We start from the raw sequence: 26,137 nt of genomic DNA on the forward strand, positions 1-26,137 counted from the left end.
TTATAAGCAAAAAAAAGACTATCGTGATGATAGTCTTTTTTTTTAAGCTCCCCCTCTTGGGCTCGAACCAAGGACCCTCTGATTAACAGTCAGATGCTCTAACCAACTGAGCTAAGGAGGAATCACCTTAAAGGTAAATATGTTTGCTAAAAAAAAGTTGCTCCCCCTCTTGGGCTCGAACCAAGGACCCTCTGATTAACAGTCAGATGCTCTAACCAACTGAGCTAAGGAGGAAGATGTTGTTCTTTTTAGCGAGTGCAAATATATATCAATTTTTGGTTTCTAAAAAACATTTTTGCTCTTTTTTTTCAAAAAAATTATTTGCCAACAATTGCTTTGTAGATATCATTTCCATTAGCAAATAAAAGCAATGAGATAAGTAAAACGAAACCAACCATTTGTGCATTTTCAAGGAATTTATCACTCGGTTTTCTGCCACTAATTATTTCGTACAATAAAAACATTACATGTCCGCCATCAAGAGCAGGAATCGGCAATAAGTTCATTACTCCAAGCATAATTGACAATAAAGCCGTGATAGACCAAAAAGCTTCCCAGCTCCAAGTTTTAGGAAAAACATTAAAAATAGCCGCAAAACCACCTACCTGTTTGTATGCTTTGGTTTCCGGATTAAAGATTAATTTAAGTTGTTTACCATATCCTACCAATTGATCTTTTCCTCTTTCGATTCCTACCGGAATAGATTCTAAAAAGGAGAATTCTCTTTTACTGATTTTATAGTAGCCTAATTTTTCCAAAGAATCCAAATCTAAGCCAGCCAATTGTATGCCTAATTTTCCGTCATTAGCAACCATTAGTTTTACTTTTTCTTCTTTTTGATTGCGAAGTAAAGTAGCCTCAACGGTTTTACCTTTATTGTTTTCCAATATTGTTTTAGCCTCATCAAGATATTTTACCTTTTGTCCGTTAAGTGATAAAAGGATATCTTTTGGTTTCAAAACTGTATTTTTAGAATCATCAGCTATTTTTCCAATTACAAATGGAACACGAAAAGTAGCCAAAGCACCTTTTCCTGCCTTAGAATACTGATCAACAAAATCATTTGGGATTGCGATTGTTTGTTCTTTTCCGTTTCTGTCAATTACTACTTCTTTTGAGGTAGCTAATTTTCCATTAACATCGCTGTCATATCGGATCACTTTTTCTCCATCTATACCAACAATGATATCACCTGTTTTAAAACCGGCATTTAACATTGCTTTGTTTTCGATCAAAAGACCGTCTTTTAAATCTTTGTTGGCAATAAACATTTCACCATAAGCGTAAGCCATTCCGATGTAGATAACAAAAGCAAGGATGAAATTTACAGTTACACCCCCAAGCATAATAATCAAACGCTGCCAAGCCGGCTTAGAGCGAAACTCCCAAGGTTCTGGAGGTAAAGCCATTTGTTCTTTATCCATACTTTCGTCGATCATTCCTGAGATTTTCACATAACCTCCTAATGGTAACCAACCGATTCCGTATTCAGTTTCTCCGATTTTCTTTTTCAAAAGAGAAAATTTCACATCAAAAAATAAGTAAAATTTCTCAACTCTGGTTTTAAATAATTTTGCAGGAATAAAATGTCCTAATTCGTGAAGAATAATAAGTAATGATAAACTCAATAGAAATTGAGAGAGCTTGATAACTATATCCATTTTTAATTTTTAGTTCGTAATTTTTAACGCACAAAAGTAACGTTTCTATTTTAATTTGGTAGTGCAATATAATATATAAGGTTTTAAATGTTTGTTAATTAATAAACATTTTGATTTCTACTTTTAGGCAGATGCTGTAACTTTACTTTTTTGTGCGCTATCCTACTTAATAGGTAGCTTAAAACGATTAAAAGTTACACTATTATGGCTTCAATATTATTCGCTCCGCTTACCCTTAAAAATATTACTTTAAAAAATAGAATTGTTATTTCGCCTATGTGTCAGTATTCTGCAATCGACGGATTCGCTAACGATTGGCACTTGGTTCATTTGGGGAGCCGTGCCAGCGGGGGTGCCGGTTTGATTATTCAGGAGGCAACAGCCGTTTCTCCTGAGGCTAGAATTTCTCCTTCTGATTTAGGAATATGGAAAGACGAGCACATTGAAAAATTTAAAACAATCAACGAATTTATTAGATCACAAAATGCCGTTCCTGGTATTCAATTGGCACATGCCGGACGAAAAGCAAGTGTTTCTGTGCCATGGGAGGGCAACAAAAAATTAGATATTGGTCATGAGGGCTGGCAGACTGTTGCCCCGAGTGCAATTGCGTATCATGAAACGGAACCGTTTCTTCCAACTGCCTTGGATAAAATCGGAATTGAAAAAGTGCTTTCGGATTTTAAAACGGCAACTAAAAGAGCGGTTAAAGCCGGTTATCAGCTAGTGGAAATTCATGGCGCCCATGGTTATTTGCTCCACCAGTTTTTATCCCCTTTAACGAATAAGCGAACGGATGAATATGGAGGGAGTTTTGAAAATCGTATTCGCTTTACACTCGAAGTTGTGGAAGCAGTTCAATCAGAATGGCCGTCGGATTTGCCATTGTTGGTTAGAATTTCGGCAACAGATTGGGCTGAGGGAGGATGGAATCCTGAAGAGTCAGTAGAACTTTCCAGAATTTTAAAAGAAAAGGGAGTTGATCTGATCGATGTTTCGTCAGGTGGATTAGTATCGCATCAGCAAATCCCGTTAGAGCCAAATTATCAGGTTTCTTTTGCGGAAAAAATCAAGAAAGAAACGGCTATTTTGACTGGAGCAGTTGGTCTAATCACCGAGGCAGAACAGGCGGAAGCTATTTTGAAAGAAGGCCAAGCTGATTTAATTTTGTTTGGCAGGGAGTCGCTTCGTAATCCGAATTTACCTTTAGATTTTGCTGTCGATTTAAATGATGATATTTCATGGCCAAAACAGTACGAGAGAGCTAAAGTGAGATAAATTTATAGGGCACAGATTTCACAGATTAAAAGGATTTTTTAAGCGCATCGATTTGTGAAAATTCGTGTAATTCGTGGCAACACAAACTAACAGTAATCTGTGCCAATCAAAACAATCTGTGGCAAAAAAACACATAAAATGGAAAAAATAAAAACAGCACTATTATCATACGGAATGTCGGGGAAAGTTTTTCACGCTCCTTTTTTAGCGATTCATCCGGGGTTTGAATTGTTGGGTTCTTGGGAAAGAAGTAAAAAAGTGATTCACGAAGATTATCCATCTGTAAAAAGTTATGCTTCTATTGAGGAACTACTGGCGGCTGATGTTGATTTGGTCATTGTAAATACCCCGGTTGGAACGCATTTCGAATATGCAAAAAAGGTACTCCTGGCAGGAAAACATGCCGTTGTAGAAAAAGCATTTACAACAACTGTAGCCGAAGCAGAAGAATTAGCCGGAATTGCTAGAGAGAAAGGATTAAAATTAGCTGTTTTTCAGAACAGACGTTGGGATAGTGATTTTAAGACCGTTCAGAAAATAATTAACGAAGGCGTTTTAGGAGAGTTGGTTGAAGCAGAGTTTCATTTTGATCGTTATAATCCGTTGTTGAGTGCAAAAGCACACAAGGAAACAGCGAACGATGGCGCCGGAATTTTAAAAGATTTAGGACCACATTTAATCGATCAGGCTGTTGCTTTATTTGGTTCTCCGAAGTCTGTTTTTGCGGATATCAGAACGACAAGAGAAGGTTCTGTCGTAGACGATTGGATCGATTTGTTGTTGATTTATGCGGATCTTAGAGTGCGATTAAAGGCAGGTTTTTTTGTAAAGGAAGCAAATCCTGCCTATACGATTCACGGTAAAAAAGGATCTTTCCTAAAACCTCGTGGCGATGTACAGGAAGATGATTTAAAAGCAGGAAAGAAACCAAATTTAGAATTATGGGGAACAGAGTCCGAAAGCTTACAAGGGCTGCTGCATACTGAAATTGACGGAAAAGAAATTCGAGAAAAAATACCAACACTAAAGGGGAATTATTTCAGCTTTTTTGATGGCGTTTACGATGCGATTTCAAACCATAAAACAGAACCGGTTACAGCACAAGACGGTGTAAAAGTAATGCAGATTATAGAAGCTGCAATTGCAAGTAATACCCAGCAAAAAGTGATTAATTTATAAACAATAACGTTATAAATCGAGGAACTAATAGGGTTTGGTCGTGCATAACGGAGCTTTTTAGTACTTTTATACGACCAAACTTTAAACACCATTATTTTGATCGATTTCAATCCATTAGCACTATTTCAAACCAAAGGGAAAATTAAGAAAGTCTTTAGAGAGGCCAAAGCGTCTTATCTAAACCGAATTCGTTTTGCTGTCGGAATGTTTTATTTTGGAATGGGTTTAAGTTTTGCTACCTGGGCAAGTCGAATTCCGGATATTAAAACCGCTTTGCATCTGACCGAAGGAGACTTAGGTTCTATCCTTTTCGCCTTACCAATGGGGCAATTGTTGATTATGCCTTTTTCGGGGAAAATGGTAACGAAGTTTGGAAGTCACCGCATTTTAATTTTTTCTTTAATAATGTATGTTTTGTGTCTTGCCAATTTAGGCTTGGCAACTACAGCTTTACAATTGTCATTGGGTTTATTTTTATTCGGTTTATTTGGAAACTTAGCCAACATAGCGGTTAATACTCAAGGCGTTTATACAGAGGTTCTTTTCAAAAAAACAATTATGTCCTCTTTTCATGGGATGTGGAGTTTTGCCGGATTTACAGGAGCCTTAGTCGGTTTAGGAATGTTGGCTTTAAACCTGAGTCCACTTCATCATTTTTTAATTATCGCCGGAATTGTACTACTGATGATTGTTTTTAATTTTAAATTTTTGGTCAAAGCCAAAGAAAAAATCAAAGACAAAACAGAGAAAAAGAAACTATTTGTTAAACCCGATAGTGCTTTAATCTGGCTCGGTGTAATTGGTTTTTGCAGTATGGCAAGTGAAGGAGTAATGTTTGATTGGAGTGGTGTTTATTTTAAAGATGTTGTTCAGGCACCGGGTCCTTTGGTGATTTTAGGGTACACTTCATTTATGATTATGATGGCCAGCGGACGATTTTTAGGAGACGGATTGATCAACAAATTTGGTCGTGAACGTGTTATGCAAATCAGTGGCGTGATGATTTCAGCCGGACTTTTTACAGCTGTTTTTCTTCCTTATATTATACCATGTACACTTGCTTTTATGCTGGTTGGACTAGGAGTGGCAACGATTGTTCCTACAGTTTACAGTATGGCGGGTAAAAACCCGACTGTTCCACCCGGAGAAGCTTTAACGATTGTTTCGAGTGTTAGTTTTCTGGGCTTTTTAATGGGACCTCCCGTGATCGGACATATTGCTGAAACTTTTGGACTGCAGTTTTCTTTTGCTTTTATCGGAATCTTTGGTGTTCTGATTGCTTTTATGGTCTCTAAAATTCGAACAACTCCCTAGTCTCTCTTTTTATTTATCTGCATGACGGAGATTAATCGAAGGTACGGTGTTAAACTCATTCGCTTCATCTGTAAAATCTGCGAAGACAAAACAATATAAAAACAATCATAATTAGTAATAAAAGTACTACAATAACAAATATTAGCTATCTTTGAATTAAGAATGATAGCTGATGTATAATTCTGTGCAGGTACTCCCATTCTTTTCCAAAGATCAATTTTATCTTTTGATGTAAGGGTTAAAGTGTTTTTTAAGGAAAGACATTTTAAACCAAAACAATTTGTCAAAGTTAATAGGGATCTTTTATGGAAAAAATGTACTTGGTCTTTTTTGTTTTACTGCCTCTCGGTTTTGTTTTCGCACAACAGGATGTGATTCTTTCAGGAGTAGTAATTGATATAAAAACGCAACAACCGTTAGAGAATATCGTCGTAAGTATTCAGAACTCTTCTGCTACACAATTGACCAAAGCAAACGGAAAATTTGAACTGCATTCCACTCTAAAAGGGGAACAATTGCTTTTGCTGCACAGTCAGGGCTACAAAGAGGTACTTTTAAAAGTAAATTTAGATTCCAATCATAATCTCGGAATAATACAACTGGAAGATAATTTTTCCGATGATGTCTCTGCCACTTTAATTACCCTATCAGAAAGTGACTTAACGGATGATACCAACACATCGGAGATGACATCAGGTCTTTTGCAATCTTCAAAAGATGCGTTTTTTCAGGTCTCCGCTTTTAGTTGGGGTCAGGCAAGATTTAGGGTTCGGGGATTAGACAGTGAAAACGGAACCATGATGCTCAACGGAATGCCAATGAACAAAGTTTATGACGGAAGACCACAATGGGGGAATTGGGGTGGGTTGAATGACGTACTTCGAAATCAGGAGTTTTCAGTTGGAGCAGCTTCTTCAGACCATACTTTTGGAGGTATATTAGGTACACAACAGATTTATACACGAGCTTCCATTTATAAAAAAGGAAGTCGTCTTTTATTTTCAGCAAGCAACACCACTTACAATTGGCGGGCAATCGGAACCTATGCTTCCGGTATAAATGCCTCGGGTTGGGCGTATGTAATTTCGGCTGGAAAACGAATAGGAAACGAAGGCTTTTTTGAAGGAACAAATTTTAAAGGAGAGTCTTTTTTTATAAGCATTGAAAAGAAATGGAACGATAGAAACGCGCTTAATTTTACCGGATTTTATACACCAAATTCGCGTGGAAAAAATTCACCAAATACAAACGAAGTTACCAGATTGACCAACGAAAAATACAATTCGTACTGGGGATGGCAAAACGGAAAAAAACGAAATGCACGCGTAAAAAACATCAAAGAACCACTGTTAATGTTGAATCATTATTTTAGAATAAATGAAAAAACAAATCTGAATTCAAACGTTATGTATCAATTTGGTAAAGTGGGAAACAGTACAATTGACTACCAGAATGCAGATAGTCCGGATCCCGTCTATTACAGAAAATTACCCAGTTATTTTACGTCACTTTATGCAAAAGACAAGGGAGCATTTTCGGGGGATTTTATGCCTGATTATATAAATGCGGAAAAAAGTAAAACATTGTTTTTAGACCATGCCCAACTAAATTGGGAAGACTTGTATCGGACGAATCAGAAGCCAATATTAAATTCGAACAATATAATTACAGGTTTTGAACCCGCGCAAAGTCATTATGTTTTATATGAAGACCGGACCGATGATAAAACACTGGCGGTAAACTCCAATTTAAACTTGCGACTTACTGAGAATAGCGCTTTTGATGGTGGCATCGTTTTTAGAAGTTTGAAATCACATCATTTTCAATCTTTAGTAGATTTACTCGGAGGTTTATATTTTGAAGATGTTGATGCATTTTATACCGGTGCTCAGGCGCAATCTGATCTGCAGAATCCAAATCGTCAGGTCAAAGAAGGGGATGTTTATGGCTACAATTATAAGCTGCTGGCAACGATAATCGATGCTTTTACACAGTTTAAGTTCAACTATAATAAAATCGATTTCTTTTTATCCCAATCCTATTCTGTTTCAGAATACCAAAGAGAAGGATTATATCAAAATGGAATTTATCCAACAACGTCTCTTGGTAAAAGTAAAAAAGTAAATTTTGAAAATTTTGGTTTCAAAGGTGGATTCACTTACAAGATTTCAGGCAAACAATGGTTGTTTTTTAATGGAATGCATTATACAAGAGCGCCGTCGCTTCAAAATACGTTCTCTAATTCGAGGCTTAACAATGCTATTGTTGACGATCTTGGAAATGAGAAAATCAGCGGTGCCGAAGGAAGTTATGTCTTTCGAATGCCCAAGCTCAAAATGAGAGCAACAGCGTATTATACTTTGATAAGAAATTCGGCTAAAACGTCTTTCTTTTATGCAGAAGGAATTTTCGACAAAGGAAAAGCTAATAATAATACAGATGCATTTGTAAGTCAGACTTTGACACAGTTAGACAAGAAAAACATTGGAGTTGAATTGAGTTTTGAGTATCAAATTTCAGCGGCATTAAAAGCTATAGCCTGTTTGGCATACGGTAACTATACCTACAGTAGCAATCCAAATGTTTCTATTACAAATGATGCAAATGTGGCGAAAGAAAATACACAGTCGACTTTTGATTTTGGGAGATCCCGGCTTAAAGATTACAAACAATCCGGTATGCCACAACAGGCCTGTGCAGTTGGACTGGAATACAGAGCGCCTAAATTTTGGTGGCTGGGAGCGACTCTTAACTATTTGGCTGAAAATTATATTGATGTTGCTCCAATTGCCAGAACAGATCGTTTTTACATCAACGCTAAGAACGGGTTGTTTTTTCCTGAAGCGACCAAGGAGCGGGCCCTCCGTTTATTAAAACAGGAAAAATTGGATCCAATATCGTTAGTGAATATTACAGGAGGTAAATCCTGGAGCGTTTTTGGAAATAATATTGGCCTTTTTGTGAGTGTAAATAATGTTCTGGATGTATCGTATAAAACAGGTGGTTTTGAGCAGGCCAGAAATGCCAATTTTAGAGCACTTAATCAAGATGTTTCGAGTGGAACCCCTTCGTTTGGGGCTAAATATTTCTACGGTTACGGAAGAACCTATTTCGTAAACCTAAGTGTTAATTTCTAAAAATTAAAACAGGTCAGAATATGATGGATAGCATCTTAAAATATTTTTTTGCACTACAATTGTTGCTTTTATGTTCCTGTGATGCAGAACTGGAAAGTCCTGAGTTTAGTTGTACACAGCCCAATTTAATCGTAAATCAAACAGTAGAAAAACTGAAAGACGTTTCAGAACCTGTACCAAAGCAATATGGTTATGATGATGTTATTGAAGCCTACGTCGTGTCAACAGATGAAGGAGGTAATTTTTTTAAAACGATTTATCTTCAGACATTAAAGGACAGTAAGGAGGTAGTAGGTTTTAGTGTGGCCGTCGACGTAACAAATACGTATGCTGATTTTCGTGTGGGCAATAAAGTGTATTTAAAGCTCAAAAATCAATTTACAGATTTATATTACGGAGGACTGCGAATTGGGAGTCTTTATGTGAGTAATGCCGGAGATCCAACAATAGGCAGAATTTCGCAAAATGACTATAAAAATATAATGAATGCGTCTTGTATTGTAGTCGATGAAAATCAATTGGTTCGGTCTTTTTCTATTGAAGAAGCGCTAAACGATAAAAATCTCAATACGTTAATTGAACTTAAGGAGGTCCAATTTACAGAAGCCGCAATTGGGCGCCATTATTTTGAAGAATCCAATAATGTTGGGGGTGCAACCAATTGGAACCTCAGTGATAAAACAGGAAATCAGGTTATTTTCAGAACGAGTAATTTTGCAAATTTTGCAGCTAGTGCGGTGCCGGAAGGAAGTGGGAAAGTACGAGGGATATTAACAAAATTTGGTTCTGATTACCAACTGATGGCGAGATCTGAAAGTGATGTTGTAATGGATGGAAAGAGGGCCAGTCCCTTATTTTCAGAAGATTTTCAATCGGTGAAAAACAATGTAGCTTTTAGTCTGCCGGGTTGGAGTAATATTGTTGAGAAAGCCAGTAAATCATGGAGAAGTATGTTTTATGGCGGAAATGGTTACGCAGAGTTTAATACCACAAGTACAACAGCAGCAGAAAATGTCGCCTGGCTGGTTTCTCCTAAAATCAATTTAGAAGGATATAAAAATGCCGTGTTTTCTTTTAGAAGTGCACAATACAATTTGAAGGTCGATTCACCATTAAATGCATTAGAAATTTACGTATCCGATGATTTTGACGGATTGAATATTGCCAAAGCAAAATGGACAAAATTGGTTGCAAAACTACCTAATTTATCAACTCCCGCACGTGAGTTTATATCCTCCGGCAGAATCGATTTACCATCCTATTCCGGAAATATTAATATTGCGTTCAGATATGTCGGATCCGGGAAAGACAAAACGTTAAATGGCGCTTTTATGGTGGATGACATTAAGATTTTTGCTGAAAAATAGAGGAGAATAGTTTGGGATTACTGATAAGCGGTTGGTTTTTAGTGAATTGTTTAAAAATAAGCAATTTTTGAATCGGAAATTGTTAAAATTTAATTGGATTTCGTATTTTGGTCATCCCAAATCTATATAATACGATGAAAAAAATCTACTTTATTGCCATCATGCTGATGGTTATGCCATCCGTGCTGCACAGTCAGGATGCTCCTGTCAAATTAAAACAAATAAACATTGTAAAAACAAATTACCAAAACGATAAAGATGGTGAAATTGTAAATAAAACAGTGGTTTTTAATGAAGGTAAAATTCAATCGATCACGACCTCAGACGTTATTCAGAAATTCTTTTACAATAAGAATGGATTGTTGGACATGACCGTAAAGGAAAAAGTCGGGAGCGACTGGAAAGAAGTTGTTAACTACACTTATAATGCTGATAACAACATTATAAAATTCGTTGACAAATACCATGAAGGCAACGATTACATTACGAAAACCGTAACTTTTACCTACGAGGGAGCGAGAGTAAAAGCGATCACTAAAAAAAGTACCAATCACCAGAATATACTAGATGATATTGAATATATTGTAGAGAACGGTATAATTGTAAGACGTACTTCACGCGACAGAAATAAACAGATTATCGGTAAAATCGAATATGTTTATGTAAATGATAATGTAGCAAAACACAAAGGTTTGGTTGGAGATAAAATTTCTAAAACCTATACTTATGACGATAAAAAGTCGGTAGAATTACTAATCGTTCAGAATCTTTTCGGAGATAATTACAAAATAATTGTACCGATGATTTCGTATCATGAAGACGAATTTAGTTTTGAGACTATTTCATATAATAATGAAGTAAATTTTAGTCCTTCATCTACAGCCTTAGTAGCAGTAAGCCGAAAGTATAAATACAATAAATTGAATTTTCCAATATCCTGTTCTCAAATAGAGGAAAACGGAATTGTAAAAACAGAGAAGACTTTTATTTACGAATAAAGACGTTGTTGTTTATTTTTTAAACCCTTTAGCGATTAATAATCTTAATGGCTAAGGGGTTTACTCTTTTAAATAAAGAGGTTAATTTGCCAAATAGAACTTAAAAATAAAATTGTATAAGTGTAGTAGCTTACAAATCATTAAATTTGCAACTTATTCAAAGCTATGTTAGAAAAAGAAGTTATAAATTTTGAGAGAACAGCCGTAGTAGGTATTATAACTCAAAATCAAAGTGAAGAAAAACTAAACGAATATTTAGACGAATTAGAGTTTTTGACATTTACCGCAGGTGGTGAAGTGATAAAACGTTTTTCGCAAAAAATGGAACGCCCAAATCCGAAGACTTTTGTTGGGACAGGAAAAATAGATGAAATCAATCTTTTTGTAAAAGAAAACAATATATCGACGTTGATTTTTGATGATGAATTATCACCATCACAACAGAAAAATATTTCAAGAATAATTGATTGTAAAATCTTGGACAGAACCAATTTGATTCTGGATATTTTTGCGCAAAGAGCTGAAACGTCTTATGCAAGAACACAGGTAGAGTTGGCGCAATGTATCTATTTATTACCAAGACTTTCCGGTTTATGGACGCACCTTGAGCGTCAGAAAGGTGGTATTGGTATGCGTGGTCCCGGTGAAACGGAGATTGAAACTGACAGACGTATTGTGCGTGACAGAATTTCGTTGTTGAAAGATAAAATCAAAACGATCGATAAACAAATGGGTATTCAGCGCAGTAATCGTGGTGCGATGGTACGCGTGGCGTTGGTGGGTTACACCAATGTTGGAAAATCAACTTTGATGAATGCAGTTGGTAAAAGCGATGTTTTTGTAGAAAATAAATTATTTGCAACGCTGGATACAACAGTTCGTAAAGTGGTGATTAAAAACTTACCTTTTTTACTTTCAGACACCGTAGGTTTTATTAGAAAGTTACCAACGCAATTAGTAGACTCTTTTAAAAGTACATTAGATGAGGTTCGTGAAGCAGATTTGTTGCTGCATGTAGTAGATATTTCGCACCCGGACTTTGAAGATCATATCGAATCTGTAAATCAGACCTTGTTAGAAATCAAAAGTAATGATAAGCCAACTATTATGGTTTTTAATAAAATTGATGCCTACAAACATTTGACAATTGATCACGATGATTTGATTACTGAAAAAACGAGAAAACATTACACGCTTGAGGAATGGAAACAGACCTGGATGAGTAATGTTGGAGAGAATAAAGCATTGTTTATTTCGGCTACTCAAAAAGAAAATTTTGAGGAATTTAGAGAGACGGTATACGAAGCTGTACGCCAGATTCATATCACCAGATTCCCGTATAATAAATTTTTGTATCCGGATTACAAGGACGCCATCGAAAAAGAAGAGGAATAAAAAAAACGGCTTTTGAATATTTTCAAAAGCCGTTTTTTTTATGCTTAATTTTTTCACGCAGATTGAGCGGATTTATTTTAGATCTCTTTTTATTGTTGGAGAAATAAAGACTTGATGAAATTGACATTTAGATTCTGTGTTGATTTCGCAAGTTATCACAAATTTATTGCTGTTTGAATAGCCTTCTGCTTTAGTTGGAGGTAAATGATTGATCGGCGTAGAACTGGCTTTAGCCGAAAGAACCATTTATCTTTTTAATCCTCTAATCTGTGGCAAGCAAATAAATCAGCTAAACCAGCTGATAAAAAATACGGTCTAAAATCCAAAGTTAACTCCTAAACCGAAAACTTCTCTGGTTTGGAATCCGCTGAAAGCATTATCGTCGTAAATTGCCTGGAAGGCCAGATTAGCAGATAAAAATTTGTTTACCTTCATGATAATATTCAACGAGTAATTGATATCTACGTTTTGTGGATCTCTTAAATAGTTCGAATATAAATTCAACGTATTCTCGGCAGTTACATTGGTCATGATGGCAAGTTTATAGTAAACCGAAGCATAAAACCCCAGTTCATACAACATCGTTTTATTAGCATCAACACCAAAATAAGCCCCATCTACATAAGGTAATCCGGTTGCCTGATCAATTCCCGAAGTATAAGCACCGTCAACAAAAGTGAATTTTGAGGTTAGGGGTGCGAAGTTTATTTTTAAATCTTCCGTTTTAGACCAATAAATACCGGGACCGGTTGTTAAGTAACCCGGGGACATGAATTTGGTGTTTTCTGTTCGGATTTCTTTGCCATTGACATCTTGGCCATATAAGTAACCCGTCGTGAATTGGGTTCTGAAATTTAAAAAGAAAGAGTAGTACCAGTCGCCAAAAGCCTTTTTACCGACGATTGAATTGAATTCCAAACGGTCATCAGTCTTCTTCTCGAAATCAGCATTTTTAGTCTGTAAAAGCCCGTAGGAAGCAAGGATTTTATTATCCCAGGTTATATCGTCTTTTTTGTAATTGAAATCGTAATTGATTCCTAAAGTTCCGGAGAAACTGTCTTCTCCTCCCGCAACCCAGTTATTAAAACTGGACTGATTTAATAAAAGAGATACGGTTCCCTTTGCTTTCCAGCCTTCATCTTCAATAGTGTCATTGATTTTTTTTACGGCTTTTTCGGTGTTTTGAATTAATTCTTTTTCTGAATTTTGGGCTTGAACAAAAGTGAAGTTCACTAAAACGAAAAGTAACAAGGATATCTTTCTCATAGTATTTAGTTTAAGTAGTAACAAATATACTAAAAAAATGTTAAAACACTTAGAGGTAGTTCATTGCGAAGGGATGTTATTTCTTAGATTCTTTGTATAAAGGCACTGCAGAACAAGCTTCTCCGTACATTATACTTCTTGCAAATGGCTGTAAATAAGAAGTCGCTAAAATATATGCACGCATTGGAACGGGCTTTTTGGAACAACCTTTAACGATAACAGGTTTATTTTTATATTCCGAAAAATCTAGCTTGCTTAGGATTTCTTCATACAGACTTCCATCTAAATCTTCGATAGTTCCATTGACTACTTTTTTGGCATAAGGAGCTAATTGTACTGCGACAAGTATTAAAGCCCAAGCCGGAATAATAGCATCTGTACTGCAATTAATTGCAACATACTGATCCTGATATTGTGCCCAGTCATGATTTTTTAAATGCTCTCTGAAATCTTTTTCTTTTAACAAAAAGCCTTCTAAAAGCCATTGTGAAATGTCAATTTGCACTCGCATTCCTTTCGGATAATAATCCTCAAGATCAAAAACTTCTAAGGCACTATTGGCAACTTTGTTGATTATTTCTTCCATAAGAAAAGTTTAGTTTCAGGTTTAAAGTTTCAAGTTGAACAACCTGAAACTTTAAACTTGAAACAAATATTAAAGCATTCCTAATTCTAATTTTGCTTCTTCACTCATCAAATCCTTGCTCCAAGGCGGATCGAAAGTAATTTCTACTTCAACATCTTTTATGTTGTCGATTGTTTTTACTTTTTCTTCTACTTCTCTTGGTAAACTTTCCGCTACAGGGCAGTTTGGAGAGGTTAGTGTCATTAGGATTTTTACTTCGTAATCGGTGTTCACCATTACATCGTAAATCAATCCTAATTCATAAATATCTACAGGAATCTCCGGATCATAAATGCCTTTTAAAACTTTTACGATTGATTCTCCTAAGTCGTTAGTGTCTATTTCTTGTTCCATTTTGTTTTTTTATTTTTTTTTAAAACCATATAAGTGATGTAAGTTTATTTAAAATTGGGCTTACATTCTTGGGTTTGTTCTTTTGTTTTTTTAACCATATAAGTGATGTAAGTTCATTTAAAATCTGGGCTTACATTTCTTGGGTTGTTTTTTATTTTTAATCTTCAAGCCAGCGATACAATTCGTTGACATATGTTTTTTGACCTTCGTGATAAATATTAGTTACATTAAAATTAATCATGAGTCCAATAGGTACTTGCAAAAGTTTCATGTATGACATCAATTTTGCAATGTGAACAGGAATGATTTTATCAACTGCTTTTAGTTCTAAAACCAAACAATTGTCAATAAACAAATCACATCTTAAATCAGATTCCAATTCTAAACCTTTATACTCAATCGAAATTATTAATTCGGATTGAAAATTTATTCCTCTTAAAGAAAGTTCTTTAATCATACATTGATGATATATACTTTCTAAAAGACCGGGTCCAATATTTTTATGAACTTCAATTGCTGCTCCATTAACCTGATAAATTAAATCACTCAAATATTTCTTAGTTACCATTATTGTTTTAGTGTAATAGTAAAAAAAGAAAGAGGAGGCACGGACTTAAAAGTATTTTTAAAACCAAATAAATTATATACGTAAATAATAGGCTTGCTAAAATGAACTTACATCACTTATATGGTTTAAATAATAAGTTTAGTTTTTGTTCTTAGCATCAAAAGCCAAAGCGTACATTTTGATGTTTTTGATCATAGATACTAGTCCATTTGCACGTGTAGCAGATAAATGTTCCTTCAATCCGATCTCATCTATAAAATCAACATCAGCATCTAAAATATCTTTTGCTTTCTGATTCGAAAAAGCACGAATTAAAATAGCAATAATTCCTTTCGTTAAAATGGCATCACTGTCTGCTGTGAAAGCAATTTTATCATCGGATTGCTCTCCTTGTAACCAGACTTTAGACTGACATCCTTTGATTAGATTTTCTTCGGTTTTGTATTCTTCTTTTATTAATGGAAGACTTTTTCCTAATTCGATGATGTATTCGTAGCGTTGCATCCAGTCGTCAAACATGGAGAACTCGTCTACTATTTCGTTTTGTATTTCTTTTATTGTCATAATTATTCTTTCGTAAAATCGACCAGCAAATTTACTAATTTCTCTATTTCCTTTGGAGGAAAACCATTGTCAAAACCTTTTGTTTCATAGGTTTTTCCATTTGTTGTTACTTTTAAGTTTGCAATGGCTGCACCATCGTAAAAGCGCTTTTCTGTTGGTGCTTTTAATTTTGGAATATTATCTAAATTAATCTTCTCAAACTCAGCAACAATCTTATTCCATTTTGCGGCATCTATTTTGCTTTCAACTGCCTCCGCATCTCTGCCGTTTGTAACAGAAACAGATTTATTCTGGACAAGTATTTTTTTATAAAGACCTCTGGAAAGGGCTGAATACTCAATTTGTGTTGACTTCATGTCTGTTTTTTTTTGACTTGAACAACTTGACGTAATAAAAAAAGTTAGAAGCAATATGGATACGATACGCATAGGTTTGTTTTTTTAGCTTAACATTGTTTTTGCCTTTTTAACCGCATCAACCATCAAATCAATTTCTTCTTTGGTATTGTAAAAAGAGAACGATGCACGGATCGTTCCGGGAATACAAAAGAAATTCATAATAGGTTGTGCACAATGATGTCCGGTTCTAACGGCAATTCCTAATTTATCAATTATCGAACCAATGTCGTAAGGATGAATGCCATCAATATTAAACGAAACTACAGAAGCTTTATTTTTTCCGGTTCCGTAAATTCGTAAGCCTTCAATTTCCAGCAAACGTTTTGTAGCATATTCTAATAGTTCTTCTTCGTGCTTTTGTATGTTGTCAAAACCAATGTTATTCAAATAATCAATAGCAGTACCAAGAACAATACCACCTGCGATATTTGGAGTTCCGGCTTCAAATTTATGTGGCAAATCAGCGTAAGTTGTTTTCTCGAAAGTAACCTCTTTAATCATTTCACCCCCACCTTGGTAAGGAGGAAGTTTATTCAACCAGGCTTCTTTTCCGTATAAAATCCCTGTTCCTGTCGGACCGCACATTTTGTGTCCCGAAAAAACATAAAAATCACAATCTAACTCCTGAACGTCCGGTTTTAAATGTGGAACCGCTTGTGCACCATCAATTAAAACAGCAGCGCCAACCGCATGTGCTTTTTCGATTATATATTTTATCGGATTGATGATTCCTAATGCATTTGAAATATGATTGACAGTCACCACTTTTGTTTTCTCAGAAAGCAAGGCGTCAAAAGCATCCATGATCAGTTCTCCATCTTCATTCATCGGAATAACTTTCAGTACGGCACCCGTTTTCTCGCATAACATTTGCCAAGGCACAATGTTACTGTGGTGCTCTAAAGCGGAAACCAAAACCTCGTCACCCGGTTTTAAAATAGACGCAAATCCATTTGTAACCAAGTTGATTCCATGTGTTGTTCCCGGAGTAAAAAGTACCTCGTGAGCGAACTTAGCGTTAATATGTTGTTGCACTTTACCGCGAGAAATTTCGTAGGCATCAGTGGCTAATTGACTTAAAGTATGAACACCACGGTGGATGTTTGCATTTATTTCCTGATAGTATTTTTCGATAGCATCAATCACAATTTGCGGTTTTTGTGAAGTAGCACCGTTGTCAAAGTATACTAAAGGTTTTCCGTTTACAGTTTGTGAAAGTATCGGGAAATCAGCTCTTATTTTTTGAATATCTAGCATGTCTTATTTAGAAAAAGTCTATTTACAAAAGTACTAAAACTAAATTGTTTTATACGGCTATTCTATAATTTCCTTTTATGGCGCTATTAGTTGTGGAATGAAATGTTGATTCTGTAAATTTTATTTCATTTTCATGAGTTATTCGAATTGTATTTCTAAATTGTGTTGTAAAATCGTGAAAATAAATTGATTATATTGCATTAAAATATTAAGAAAATCATGAAGAAAATCGTCAAACTGATTGTACTTGTTTTAGTTGTTGCTCTTTTATATTATGGATTTACTACTTATCCGAAGCTGGATCTGATTTCGGGCTTTTCGGCCAAAAGTGTTGCATCCGGACATTTTTTGGATAATAGGTCTTTAGAATTGATTGAAAAAGGAGATAATGATATCCCGTTGCTTGATCTTGCGACGAACAAAATTGATGAAGCCGGTAAATTTGCTACATCGGCAGTTTATGGATTAAAAGAACGAAAAGCAATTTACAGAGAAGGTCTAGGCGCGACTTTAATTAATGAAGATTTTGATGTTTCGAAACCCTATTTATTGCCAAAAAGAACAAAACTAGTGAACGATTTGTCTTTTCCATATGGAAATAACGAACCAAAAGATACTGTTTTTGCAAATGTAGATTACGCAAAATTGAAAAATGCAGTAGCCAATGCTTTTGATAAAACGGGAGGCAAATTAAAAAGAACCCGAGCGGTTGTGGTTTTATATAAGGACAAATTAATTGCCGAAAAATACGATACAGGTTTTACAAAAGACAGTAGAATATTAGGCTGGTCGATGACCAAAAGCCTTACAAGCGCTGCTTTTGGCGTATTGGTAAAACAAGGAAAAATTGATATTTATAAACCTGCCCCAATTGCAGAATGGAAAAATGATGACCGTAAAAACATAACGGTTAACGATTTACTGCACATGAATTCCGGTTTAGAATGGGAAGAGAATTACAGTACGATTTGCGACGCGACCAAGATGCTTTTTCAATCAGAAGATATGGGAAAAGTACAAATGGATAAACCGGCACAATTCAAGCCCAATACACATTGGTATTATTCTTCCGGAACGACGAATTTATTGTCCAGAATATTAAAACATCAGTTCAAATCACAACAGGAATATCTTGATTTTTGGTACAGTGCCGTAATCGATAAAATAGGGATGAATTCTATGGTTGTGGAACAGGACATGTCAGGAACATTTGTAGGCTCGTCTTATGGTTGGGCAACACCGCGCGACTGGTCTAAATTTGGCTTGTTGTACCTGCATAAAGGAAACTGGAACGGTGAACAGGTTTTAGATGAAAGTTGGGTGAAATATACGGTAACACCAACAAACACCTCAGACGGAAAATATGGAGCTCAATTTTGGTTGAATGCAGGGGGTAAATTTCCCGCAGCTCCAAAAGATATGTTTTATTGCAATGGGTACCAAGGGCAGACCGTTGCTATTATTCCATCGCTTGATTTGGTGATTGTAAGAATGGGGCTTAAAGAAGATCCTGCGTTTGATTTCAATGGATTTTTGAAAGGTATCATTGATAGTGTGAAGAAATCGTAAAGTTTAACCGCAAGGTTCGCAAAGATTTTCTTTAGCACGCAGATTTAGCAGATTAGGCCGATCTTATTTACCTCGTAAAAAAATCTGAGCAATCTGCTAAATCTGCGTGCAAAAAAAATTAGGTATAAATTAAAAAGGAGCCATAATTAAACTTTGTGTGCCTTGCGGTTAAAAGCTCACTATAATCAATACCAAGCTGAATTAGATTACAAGTCCGTAATGTTAGACATCGTAGAATAAAAAACACAAAGTCCGCAAAGTTTAACTAAACCTTGCGAACTTTGCGTAAATCCTAGCGCCCCTTGCGGTTAAACGCTCTATTATAAATCGAATCCTAAACTCACTCCTAATTTCGTAGCAATAATTTTAGTAATGCGTTGTTTCAATTCCGGTATTTTGATACTTTCGATAACAGCATTTGAGAAGGCATACATCAACAATGCTTTTGCTTCTTTCTTAGGAATTCCACGTGATTGCATGTAGAACATAGCTGTTTCGTCCAATTGTCCAACGGTACATCCATGAGAACATTTTACATCATCAGCAAAAATTTCTAATTGCGGTTTTGCATTGATAGTTGCTTTATCACTCAATAGAATGTTATTGCTTTTTTGGAAAGCATTTGTTTTTTGAGCTTCTTTTTCTACCAAAACTTTTCCGTTGAAAACTCCTGTCGAACGATCAGAGAATATTCCTTTATAATCCTGGAAACTTTCACAATTTGGCGTTGCATGGTTTACCAAAGTATAATGATCTACGTGTTGTTTGTCGTTAAGGATTGAAATTCCGTTTAACGTACTTGTCAATCTTTCACCAAAATGATAAAAGTTTAAGTTGTTACGCGTTAGATTTCCTCCAAACGAAAAAGTGTGTACGTAAGCGTGGCTTTCCTGTTGTTGAGAAACGTAAGTGTTGTCAACCAAATTGGCTTCGCTGTTGTCGTTTTGAATTTTGTAATAATCAACAATAGCACGTTTTTGAGCGAAAATCTCCGTAACGGAATTCGTTAAAACCGGGTTTTCATTCAAACTTTGGTGACGCTCGATGATTTGAACATGTGAATTTTCTCCAACAATAATCAAATTTCGAGGCTGAACCATTAATGCAGCTTCGTTTCCTGTCGAGAAATACATGATTTCAATAGGCTTGTCAGCTACTTTCTTTTTTGGAATATTGATAAAAGCACCTTCCATTGCAAAAGCAGTATTCAATGAAGTCAAACTATCATCTTTGCTTGCAATTTGATTAAAGTAGGTATCAATAATCATTTTATATTTTGGTTTGGTCAATGCCGATGACATCAAGCAAACATCAATTCCGTCATGTGTAGTAGAAGACAGGTGTGAACTGAAAACCCCATCGATAAATACCAATTTATAAGTATCGATTTCGTGTAAAAAGTATTTTTTTACCTGATTAAATTCAATTGCACTTTCCTGCTTAGGAAAAACCGTAAAGTCATTTTTTAAGATGGCGTTTAGCGATGTGTATTTCCAAGCTTCTTCTTTTTTGGTTGGGAAACCTTTATTCTCGAAGTTTTTTAAGGCGTTCGTGCGAATGTCATGTAAATCTGAATGTACATCAACACGCTCTTCAAAAGCCATAAAAGACGATACTAATTTTTCTTTTAAATCCATTGTTCTTTTGTTTCCTTCGGGTTTCAGGTTTCAAGTTTCAGGTTTTGCCTATAGAAACTTATTTCCTTTGAAATCCTTCTTATTAAGATAAGTGATAAAGTTTTTTATTTTACCGCTTAAGTTTTCATAATCTGTTTTTAAAATTCCGAACTTTTGTTCTGAAATATATTCAAAATCATAAGCCCGATAAAGCTGAGATCTTGTTTCTCCGGCTGAACCTTTTGCAATAGATAAGAATTGTCTAAATTCTAAATTCCCATCTCTTTCAAAACCTTCAGCAATATTGTCCATTACAGAACCAGATGATGCTTTTATTTGATTTTTAAATCTGAAATCTGATTTCAATTCTGTTTCAATCGAAATTAAATGTATTTCTTTTGCTAGTTTTCGAGCCTCTTTCCAGATTTCTAAATCTTCAAATCTATTTATCGTTGCCATAATTTCGTGTTTTTAATTAAGGATTAAACTTACAAAAAAGTTTAGCCTGAAACTAAAAAAACATGAAACATGAAACAAAAATTTTAGTTTTCTGCTTTAATCCAGTCGTATCCTTTTTCTTCTAACTCGTAAGCCAGTTCTTTTCCGCCTGATTTTACGATTCTTCCGTTATATAAAACGTGAACGAAATCCGGAACGATATAATCCAATAAACGTTGGTAGTGTGTGATTACGATAATGGCGTTTTTCTCGCTTTTTAACTTGTTCACACCGTTAGCAACAATTCTTAGAGCATCAATATCAAGACCAGAATCGGTTTCGTCAAGGATGGCTAATTTTGGCTCTAACATTGCCATTTGGAAAATTTCGTTTCTTTTTTTCTCTCCACCCGAAAAACCTTCGTTTAAAGAACGAGATAAAAATTTACGATCGATTTCTAACAATTCTGATTTCTCACGAATTACTTTTAGCATTTCGTTAGCCGGCATCTCTTCCTGACCGTTTGCTTTGCGAGTTTCGTTGATTGCTGTTTTCATGAAGTTGGTAACACTCACTCCCGGAATTTCTACAGGATATTGAAACGAAAGGAAAACTCCTTTGTGTGCTCTTTCTTCAGGAGCAAGATCTGCAAGATCCTCTCCGTCAAGTAAAACTGCTCCGTCTGTCACTTCGTAGTTTTCATTTCCGGCAATTACAGCCGAAAGGGTACTTTTTCCAGAACCGTTTGGTCCCATGATGGCGTGTACTTCACCAGCTTTAACTTCTATATTAATTCCCTTAAGGATTTCTTTATCACCAATTGAGGCGTGAAGGTTTTTTATTGATAACATTGTTTTTTTTATTTTATATAAATGTCAATTCTATTTTTGTTGTTTGGTTTAGGATGTTAGCATTAAAATGCGCGTGTCCTAAATATTCCATGCCTAAATAATCGGCTGATTTTTTGAATGGGATGTAAAAACTATCTTCAATTTCATTATCGTGCGAATTGGATATTACTCCAATTTTCTTTCCTCTGAGTTTTCGTCCGGTTTCTTTCTCAATTCGAATTAAATCTGAAATGCGATCAAAGAAAACCTTCATAATTCCACTCATATTATACCAATATATAGGAGTCGCAAAAATCAAAGTATCGTACTTTTCGATTATTTCTCTTATCAAAGGCAGGAAATCATCGTCTATGTTTTTGCTTTCGTAATCATAATAAGAGATACTATAATCACTTAGATTAATAATATCTGCGGCGGATTCTTTAGCAATTTGATCCACAATTTTTGTTGTGTTTCCATTTTTTCTGGAAGAACCTAAAATGATGACTTTTTTATTTTCCATTAATACTTATTCGTAATGTCCTTTCAGAGAAAGAATATTCAATATTTCTATCGTATTCTCGTCTATAATTTCATAAATTAATCGATGTTCTTGATCAATTCTTCTAGACCAAACTCCCGATAAATTATATTTTAGAGGTTCTGGCTTTCCAATTCCTTCAAAAGGGCTTTCTTGAATAGCTCTCAATAATTCAGAAATTTTCTTTAAAACTTTTTTATTTCCTGATTTAGTCCAAAAAGCAAGATCATTTTTTGCTTTGCTGGAGAAAACTATTTCCATAGCTTGTCTATATCTTCGATCGACATTTTAGTGCCTTTACCTTGTCTTAATTCTTCTCTTGCGTCTAAAATTTCTTGTACAAATTCTGGATTATATGGCTTTTCTTCTGCTTCAATAATTTCAAAGCCAAGAGATTTGGCCAGTGATTTTAGCACCGGAAAATCTTTTTTCTTTACATTTTTTAAGATGATATCCATATAGTCTCGGTTTTTATTATCCTACAGATCCTTCCAAAGAAATTTCTAATAATTTTTGAGCTTCAACAGCAAATTCCATTGGTAATTTGTTCAAGACATCTTTACTGAAACCGTTTACAATTAAGGCAATCGCTTTTTCAGTCGGAATACCTCTTTGGTTGCAATAAAAAACCTGATCTTCTCCAATTTTACTGGTAGTTGCTTCGTGCTCAATTTTTGCAGAAGGATTTTTACTTTCGATATAAGGGAAAGTATGAGCCCCGCAATTATTACCCATTAATAAAGAGTCACATTGCGAAAAGTTTCTTGCATTTTCAGCTCTTGGGCTAATTTGCACTAATCCTCTATAACTGTTTTGTGATTTTCCGGCAGAGATACCTTTAGAAATAATAGTCGATTTAGTGTTTTTGCCTAAATGGATCATTTTAGTTCCGGTATCGGCTTGCTGGTAATTATTGGTAACGGCGATAGAATAAAATTCTCCAACCGAATTATCTCCTTTTAATACACAAGAAGGATATTTCCAGGTTACAGCAGAACCTGTTTCTACTTGTGTCCATGAAATTTTAGCATTCGTTTCGCATAAACCTCTTTTGGTTACGAAATTATAAACACCACCTTTTCCTTCTTTGTTTCCAGGGAACCAGTTTTGAACCGTAGAATATTTAATTTCTGCATCGTCCATGGCGATTAATTCAACAACAGCAGCGTGTAATTGATTTTCATCACGACTTGGAGCCGTACAGCCTTCCAGATAAGAAACATAACTTCCGGCGTCAGCAATAACAAGAGTTCTTTCGAATTGTCCTGTTCCTGCCTGATTGATTCTGAAATACGTTGAAAGTTCCATTGGGCAACGAACGCCTTTTGGAATATAACAGAAACTTCCGTCAGAGAAAACAGCTGAGTTTAATGCCGCGTAGAAGTTGTCTTTTTGAGGTACAACTGTTCCTAAATATTTACGAACTAATTCAGGGTGTTCCTTGATCGCTTCTGAAATTGGACAGAAAATAATTCCTTTTTCAGCCAATGTTTTTTTGAAAGTAGTAGCAACAGAAACAGAATCGACTACAATATCCATAGCGACATTGTTCATCATTTTTTGTTCGTCAACAGAGATTCCTAACTTTTTGTACATTTCTAAAAGTTCCGGATCTACGTCGTCTAATGTTTTGTTTGGATCTACTTGTTTTGGAGCGGAGTAGTAAGAAATAGCTTGAAAATCCGGTTTTGCATAATGAACATTTGCCCATTCCGGTTCAATCATTTCTTTCCACGCACGAAAAGCCTCGATGCGCCAATCGGTCATCCATTCCGGTTCTTCTTTTTTAAGAGAAATAGCGCGAACGATGTCTTCGTTTAGGCCAATAGGAAACGTTTCCGATTCAATATCAGTGTAAAATCCGTATTCGTATTCTTTGGTTTCGAGTTCGATTTTTAAATCGTCTTCAGTGTATTTTGACATTTTTTAGTTTTTTAAAACTTTTTGAAAATGATTTATTCTCAAAAGGTTTAAATTTTTGCTGTTATAAATTCTTTTGATTTATAGTGAAAAAGATTCTCCACAACCACAAGTTCTGCTTGCATTTGGATTGTTGAATACAAACCCTTTTCCGTTTAATCCGCCTGAGAACTCCAATATGGTTCCGGCTAAATATAGAAATGATTTTTTTTCAACTGCAATTGTTATGTCGTTGTCTACAAATATTTTATCGTCGTCGCCTTTGGTTTTGTCGAATTTTAAATCATAGGACAAACCAGAGCATCCGCCACTTTTTACACCTACGCGTACGTAGTCATGAGCGGCATCAAAACCATCGTCTTTCATCAAATCGATGATTTTCTTTTTGGCTGTATCAGAAACTTTTATCATTGTGTTTATAGTATTTGTTTTTTTATTTCATTTTAAACGAGCTCCGAAATAGTAATGAAATCATTATATTTTAAAGTACTGTATTTCAATGTGAAAATGAAATTATTTGCAAAGATACGACTTAAAAACCTTTTTCCATAATGGTTCACATTATTATAACAAATGTTAAAATAGACAGAAGTTATTTTAATAGAGGAAGCCTTTGCTTTGGGATTTTGAGACCAGACTTTTATTTTGATTTAGGGGATGATTTTTTTGCCACGAATTTCGCGAATTGGCACGAATTATTTTTTGCCACAGATTAAAAAGATTTATACAGATTATTTAATCATTTTAATCCTTTAATCGGTGGCTTTTTTTACTAATAGATGTGCGAGGTTGGGAACTATTTGTCAAAGACCTAAAGGCATTTTCTCAAAATCTATAACAAATAAAAATTTCACTAAATAATGAAAGAATTAGTGTCAATTCGTGTAATTCGTGGCCACTTTTTCCCATTTCTGCTAATGGCATTATATGTTTTTAAATAGATTTTTTAGCATATGGAAATTGGATTTCCTAGCTTTGTTTTTCTAATAGAAACTTACTTTCATGAAACTATATCCAATAGAATCCGGAAATTTTAAACTAGATGGTGGCGCCATGTTTGGTGTTGTGCCTAAAACAATCTGGAATAAAACCAATCCTGCCGACAACAATAACCTGATTGATATTGCGGCGCGTTGCCTGCTAATAGAAGACGGAAACCGACTTATTTTGATTGATACCGGAATGGGAAACAAACAATCAGAAAAGTTTTTTGGATACTATTCGCTATGGGGATCACATTCTCTGGATGCTTCTTTGGCAAAATATGGTTTTCACCGGGATGCGATTACAGACGTTTTTATGACGCATCTTCATTTTGATCATTGTGGAGGAAGTGTTCAATGGAATTCGGATAAAACGGGCTACGAACCCGCTTTTAAAAATGCCAGATATTGGACAAACGAAAGTCATTGGGAATGGGCAACAAAGCCTAATGCCCGCGAAAAAGCTTCCTTTTTATCGGAGAATATTTTGCCGATGCAGGAAAGTGGTCAGTTGAATTTTATTCAGAGACCCAATGGTGATTTTGGAGTTGCTGAAGAATTAGGTTTTGGAATTTTTTACGTTGACGGTCATACCGAAAAACAGATGATTCCACATATTCAATACAAAGATAAAACGATTGTTTTTTGTGCCGATTTGCTGGCAACAGCAGGACATATTCCGTTGCCGTATGTTATGGGGTACGATACCAGGCCTTTATTGACGATGCCTGAGAAATCAAAATTTTTGAATGCAGCTGCAGATCACAATCATTATTTATTTCTGGAACATGATGCACACAATCAGATTATAACCGTAGAACACACCGAAAAAGGAGTTCGATTGAAAGACGTTTTTACTTGTGAAGACATTCTTTAGAG

Annotated in this window: 25 protein-coding genes and 2 tRNA genes; 9 read left to right on the plus strand and 18 right to left on the minus strand. The window is 35.3% G+C overall.

The window, feature by feature from the left end; genetic code table 11:
* Positions 1-47 precede the first annotated feature (47 nt).
* The 3 genes from AB674_RS06185 to rseP all read right to left on the minus strand — a co-directional run bounded on the left by AB674_RS06185 (position 48) and on the right by rseP (position 1,661).
* Positions 48-121: transfer RNA gene (locus AB674_RS06185), tRNA-Asn, on the minus strand.
* A gap of 39 nt (positions 122-160) precedes the next feature.
* Positions 161-234, minus strand: a tRNA-Asn gene (locus AB674_RS06190).
* 83 nt (positions 235-317) lie between these two features.
* Entirely contained in the window at positions 318-1,661 is a 1,344-nt protein-coding gene (gene rseP / locus AB674_RS06195) for an RIP metalloprotease RseP (protein ID WP_047774833.1), read from the minus strand.
* Positions 1,662-1,865: 204 nt separating this feature from the next.
* Between rseP and AB674_RS06200 the strand changes: the two genes are divergently transcribed.
* The 7 genes from AB674_RS06200 to hflX all read left to right on the plus strand — a co-directional run bounded on the left by AB674_RS06200 (position 1,866) and on the right by hflX (position 12,329).
* Positions 1,866-2,939, plus strand: coding sequence for an NADH:flavin oxidoreductase/NADH oxidase (locus AB674_RS06200; protein WP_047774835.1), 1,074 nt, complete (start codon positions 1,866-1,868; stop codon positions 2,937-2,939).
* A gap of 138 nt (positions 2,940-3,077) precedes the next feature.
* Entirely contained in the window at positions 3,078-4,118 is a 1,041-nt protein-coding gene (locus AB674_RS06205; RefSeq protein WP_047774836.1) for a Gfo/Idh/MocA family oxidoreductase, read from the plus strand.
* Positions 4,119-4,214: 96 nt separating this feature from the next.
* Positions 4,215-5,432 (plus strand): MFS transporter, encoded by a 1,218-nt coding sequence (locus AB674_RS06210; protein ID WP_082210597.1) that lies wholly within the window; start codon positions 4,215-4,217, stop codon positions 5,430-5,432.
* A 305-nt stretch (positions 5,433-5,737) separates the two neighbouring features.
* The gene (locus AB674_RS06215; protein ID WP_047774837.1) at positions 5,738-8,569 is read left to right on the plus strand and encodes a carboxypeptidase-like regulatory domain-containing protein; all 2,832 of its coding nucleotides are present in this window, start codon (positions 5,738-5,740) and stop codon (positions 8,567-8,569) included.
* A 20-nt stretch (positions 8,570-8,589) separates the two neighbouring features.
* Positions 8,590-9,936: a DUF5689 domain-containing protein gene (locus AB674_RS06220; protein ID WP_047774839.1), complete on the plus strand. Its 1,347-nt coding sequence runs from the start codon at positions 8,590-8,592 to the stop codon at positions 9,934-9,936.
* A gap of 134 nt (positions 9,937-10,070) precedes the next feature.
* Positions 10,071-10,934 carry a hypothetical protein gene (locus AB674_RS06225; RefSeq protein ID WP_047774840.1) on the plus strand — a complete coding sequence of 288 codons (864 nt, stop codon included), beginning with the start codon at positions 10,071-10,073 and terminating at the stop codon, positions 10,932-10,934.
* A gap of 165 nt (positions 10,935-11,099) precedes the next feature.
* Complete coding sequence (gene hflX / locus AB674_RS06230) at positions 11,100-12,329, plus strand: GTPase HflX (RefSeq protein WP_047774841.1); 1,230 nt, start codon at positions 11,100-11,102, stop codon at positions 12,327-12,329.
* Between the two features lie 315 nt (positions 12,330-12,644).
* Here hflX and AB674_RS06235 read toward each other — a convergent pair whose 3' ends face one another.
* From AB674_RS06235 to AB674_RS06265, 7 genes are all read right to left on the minus strand, one after another.
* The gene (locus AB674_RS06235; RefSeq protein WP_047774843.1) at positions 12,645-13,595 is read right to left on the minus strand and encodes a DUF3078 domain-containing protein; all 951 of its coding nucleotides are present in this window, start codon (positions 13,593-13,595) and stop codon (positions 12,645-12,647) included.
* 76 nt (positions 13,596-13,671) lie between these two features.
* Positions 13,672-14,181: a DUF2480 family protein gene (locus AB674_RS06240; RefSeq protein WP_047774845.1), complete on the minus strand. Its 510-nt coding sequence runs from the start codon at positions 14,179-14,181 to the stop codon at positions 13,672-13,674.
* Between the two features lie 69 nt (positions 14,182-14,250).
* Positions 14,251-14,574 (minus strand): SUF system Fe-S cluster assembly protein, encoded by a 324-nt coding sequence (locus tag AB674_RS06245; RefSeq protein ID WP_047774847.1) that lies wholly within the window; start codon positions 14,572-14,574, stop codon positions 14,251-14,253.
* Positions 14,575-14,731: 157 nt separating this feature from the next.
* Positions 14,732-15,142 (minus strand): GxxExxY protein, encoded by a 411-nt coding sequence (locus AB674_RS06250; RefSeq protein ID WP_205625351.1) that lies wholly within the window; start codon positions 15,140-15,142, stop codon positions 14,732-14,734.
* A gap of 138 nt (positions 15,143-15,280) precedes the next feature.
* Positions 15,281-15,706, minus strand: a complete 426-nt coding sequence (locus AB674_RS06255) for a SufE family protein (protein ID WP_047774850.1) — start codon at positions 15,704-15,706, stop codon at positions 15,281-15,283.
* A gap of 2 nt (positions 15,707-15,708) precedes the next feature.
* Positions 15,709-16,062, minus strand: a complete 354-nt coding sequence (locus AB674_RS06260) for a hypothetical protein (RefSeq protein ID WP_240478068.1) — start codon at positions 16,060-16,062, stop codon at positions 15,709-15,711.
* An 84-nt stretch (positions 16,063-16,146) separates the two neighbouring features.
* Entirely contained in the window at positions 16,147-17,361 is a 1,215-nt protein-coding gene (locus AB674_RS06265) for an aminotransferase class V-fold PLP-dependent enzyme (protein WP_047774854.1), read from the minus strand.
* 219 nt (positions 17,362-17,580) lie between these two features.
* On the opposite strand from AB674_RS06265, the gene AB674_RS06270 reads away from it, so the two are divergent.
* Positions 17,581-18,930, plus strand: coding sequence for a serine hydrolase domain-containing protein (locus tag AB674_RS06270; protein ID WP_047774856.1), 1,350 nt, complete (start codon positions 17,581-17,583; stop codon positions 18,928-18,930).
* Positions 18,931-19,250: 320 nt separating this feature from the next.
* Here AB674_RS06270 and sufD read toward each other — a convergent pair whose 3' ends face one another.
* From sufD to AB674_RS06310, 8 genes are all read right to left on the minus strand, one after another.
* Positions 19,251-20,567: a Fe-S cluster assembly protein SufD gene (gene sufD / locus AB674_RS06275; RefSeq protein WP_047774858.1), complete on the minus strand. Its 1,317-nt coding sequence runs from the start codon at positions 20,565-20,567 to the stop codon at positions 19,251-19,253.
* A gap of 48 nt (positions 20,568-20,615) precedes the next feature.
* Positions 20,616-21,005, minus strand: coding sequence for a four helix bundle protein (locus tag AB674_RS06280; protein ID WP_047774859.1), 390 nt, complete (start codon positions 21,003-21,005; stop codon positions 20,616-20,618).
* A gap of 83 nt (positions 21,006-21,088) precedes the next feature.
* Positions 21,089-21,835 (minus strand): Fe-S cluster assembly ATPase SufC, encoded by a 747-nt coding sequence (gene sufC / locus AB674_RS06285; RefSeq protein ID WP_047774861.1) that lies wholly within the window; start codon positions 21,833-21,835, stop codon positions 21,089-21,091.
* Between the two features lie 13 nt (positions 21,836-21,848).
* Positions 21,849-22,337: a flavodoxin family protein gene (locus tag AB674_RS06290; RefSeq protein ID WP_047774863.1), complete on the minus strand. Its 489-nt coding sequence runs from the start codon at positions 22,335-22,337 to the stop codon at positions 21,849-21,851.
* A gap of 6 nt (positions 22,338-22,343) precedes the next feature.
* On the minus strand, positions 22,344-22,616 hold the full coding sequence (locus tag AB674_RS06295) for a Txe/YoeB family addiction module toxin (protein WP_047774865.1): 273 nt from the start codon (positions 22,614-22,616) through the stop codon (positions 22,344-22,346).
* Positions 22,607-22,813: a DUF2683 family protein gene (locus AB674_RS06300; RefSeq protein ID WP_047774866.1), complete on the minus strand. Its 207-nt coding sequence runs from the start codon at positions 22,811-22,813 to the stop codon at positions 22,607-22,609. The genes AB674_RS06295 and AB674_RS06300 overlap by 10 nt, the downstream gene beginning before the upstream one ends.
* 16 nt (positions 22,814-22,829) lie before the next feature.
* Positions 22,830-24,278, minus strand: coding sequence for a Fe-S cluster assembly protein SufB (gene sufB, locus AB674_RS06305; RefSeq protein ID WP_047774867.1), 1,449 nt, complete (start codon positions 24,276-24,278; stop codon positions 22,830-22,832).
* A gap of 78 nt (positions 24,279-24,356) precedes the next feature.
* Positions 24,357-24,686, minus strand: a complete 330-nt coding sequence (locus tag AB674_RS06310; protein WP_047774868.1) for a HesB/IscA family protein — start codon at positions 24,684-24,686, stop codon at positions 24,357-24,359.
* Between the two features lie 591 nt (positions 24,687-25,277).
* On the opposite strand from AB674_RS06310, the gene AB674_RS06315 reads away from it, so the two are divergent.
* Complete coding sequence (locus tag AB674_RS06315; RefSeq protein ID WP_047774869.1) at positions 25,278-26,135, plus strand: MBL fold metallo-hydrolase; 858 nt, start codon at positions 25,278-25,280, stop codon at positions 26,133-26,135.
* Positions 26,136-26,137 lie beyond the last annotated feature (2 nt).

This window comes from Flavobacterium sp. ABG (genome assembly GCF_001027725.1).
GTDB lineage: Bacteria > Bacteroidota > Bacteroidia > Flavobacteriales > Flavobacteriaceae > Flavobacterium > Flavobacterium cupriresistens.

Excerpts from the sequence above, each read along its gene's own strand:
- rseP (WP_047774833.1), bottom strand. The coding sequence starts at position 1,661 with ATGGATATAGTTATCAAGCTCTCTCAATTTCTATTGAGTTTATCATTA.
- AB674_RS06200 (WP_047774835.1), top strand. The coding sequence starts at position 1,866 with ATGGCTTCAATATTATTCGCTCCGCTTACCCTTAAAAATATTACTTTA.
- AB674_RS06205 (WP_047774836.1), top strand. The coding sequence starts at position 3,078 with ATGGAAAAAATAAAAACAGCACTATTATCATACGGAATGTCGGGGAAA.
- AB674_RS06215 (WP_047774837.1), top strand. The coding sequence starts at position 5,738 with ATGGAAAAAATGTACTTGGTCTTTTTTGTTTTACTGCCTCTCGGTTTT.
- AB674_RS06220 (WP_047774839.1), top strand. The coding sequence starts at position 8,590 with ATGATGGATAGCATCTTAAAATATTTTTTTGCACTACAATTGTTGCTT.
- AB674_RS06225 (WP_047774840.1), top strand. The coding sequence starts at position 10,071 with ATGAAAAAAATCTACTTTATTGCCATCATGCTGATGGTTATGCCATCC.
- hflX (WP_047774841.1), top strand. The coding sequence starts at position 11,100 with ATGTTAGAAAAAGAAGTTATAAATTTTGAGAGAACAGCCGTAGTAGGT.
- AB674_RS06235 (WP_047774843.1), bottom strand. The coding sequence starts at position 13,595 with ATGAGAAAGATATCCTTGTTACTTTTCGTTTTAGTGAACTTCACTTTT.
- AB674_RS06240 (WP_047774845.1), bottom strand. The coding sequence starts at position 14,181 with ATGGAAGAAATAATCAACAAAGTTGCCAATAGTGCCTTAGAAGTTTTT.
- AB674_RS06245 (WP_047774847.1), bottom strand. The coding sequence starts at position 14,574 with ATGGAACAAGAAATAGACACTAACGACTTAGGAGAATCAATCGTAAAA.
- AB674_RS06250 (WP_205625351.1), bottom strand. The coding sequence starts at position 15,142 with ATGGTAACTAAGAAATATTTGAGTGATTTAATTTATCAGGTTAATGGA.
- AB674_RS06255 (WP_047774850.1), bottom strand. The coding sequence starts at position 15,706 with ATGACAATAAAAGAAATACAAAACGAAATAGTAGACGAGTTCTCCATG.
- AB674_RS06260 (WP_240478068.1), bottom strand. The coding sequence starts at position 16,062 with ATGAAGTCAACACAAATTGAGTATTCAGCCCTTTCCAGAGGTCTTTAT.
- AB674_RS06265 (WP_047774854.1), bottom strand. The coding sequence starts at position 17,361 with ATGCTAGATATTCAAAAAATAAGAGCTGATTTCCCGATACTTTCACAA.
- AB674_RS06270 (WP_047774856.1), top strand. The coding sequence starts at position 17,581 with ATGAAGAAAATCGTCAAACTGATTGTACTTGTTTTAGTTGTTGCTCTT.
- sufD (WP_047774858.1), bottom strand. The coding sequence starts at position 20,567 with ATGGATTTAAAAGAAAAATTAGTATCGTCTTTTATGGCTTTTGAAGAG.
- AB674_RS06280 (WP_047774859.1), bottom strand. The coding sequence starts at position 21,005 with ATGGCAACGATAAATAGATTTGAAGATTTAGAAATCTGGAAAGAGGCT.
- sufC (WP_047774861.1), bottom strand. The coding sequence starts at position 21,835 with ATGTTATCAATAAAAAACCTTCACGCCTCAATTGGTGATAAAGAAATC.
- AB674_RS06290 (WP_047774863.1), bottom strand. The coding sequence starts at position 22,337 with ATGGAAAATAAAAAAGTCATCATTTTAGGTTCTTCCAGAAAAAATGGA.
- AB674_RS06295 (WP_047774865.1), bottom strand. The coding sequence starts at position 22,616 with ATGGAAATAGTTTTCTCCAGCAAAGCAAAAAATGATCTTGCTTTTTGG.
- AB674_RS06300 (WP_047774866.1), bottom strand. The coding sequence starts at position 22,813 with ATGGATATCATCTTAAAAAATGTAAAGAAAAAAGATTTTCCGGTGCTA.
- sufB (WP_047774867.1), bottom strand. The coding sequence starts at position 24,278 with ATGTCAAAATACACTGAAGACGATTTAAAAATCGAACTCGAAACCAAA.
- AB674_RS06310 (WP_047774868.1), bottom strand. The coding sequence starts at position 24,686 with ATGATAAAAGTTTCTGATACAGCCAAAAAGAAAATCATCGATTTGATG.
- AB674_RS06315 (WP_047774869.1), top strand. The coding sequence starts at position 25,278 with ATGAAACTATATCCAATAGAATCCGGAAATTTTAAACTAGATGGTGGC.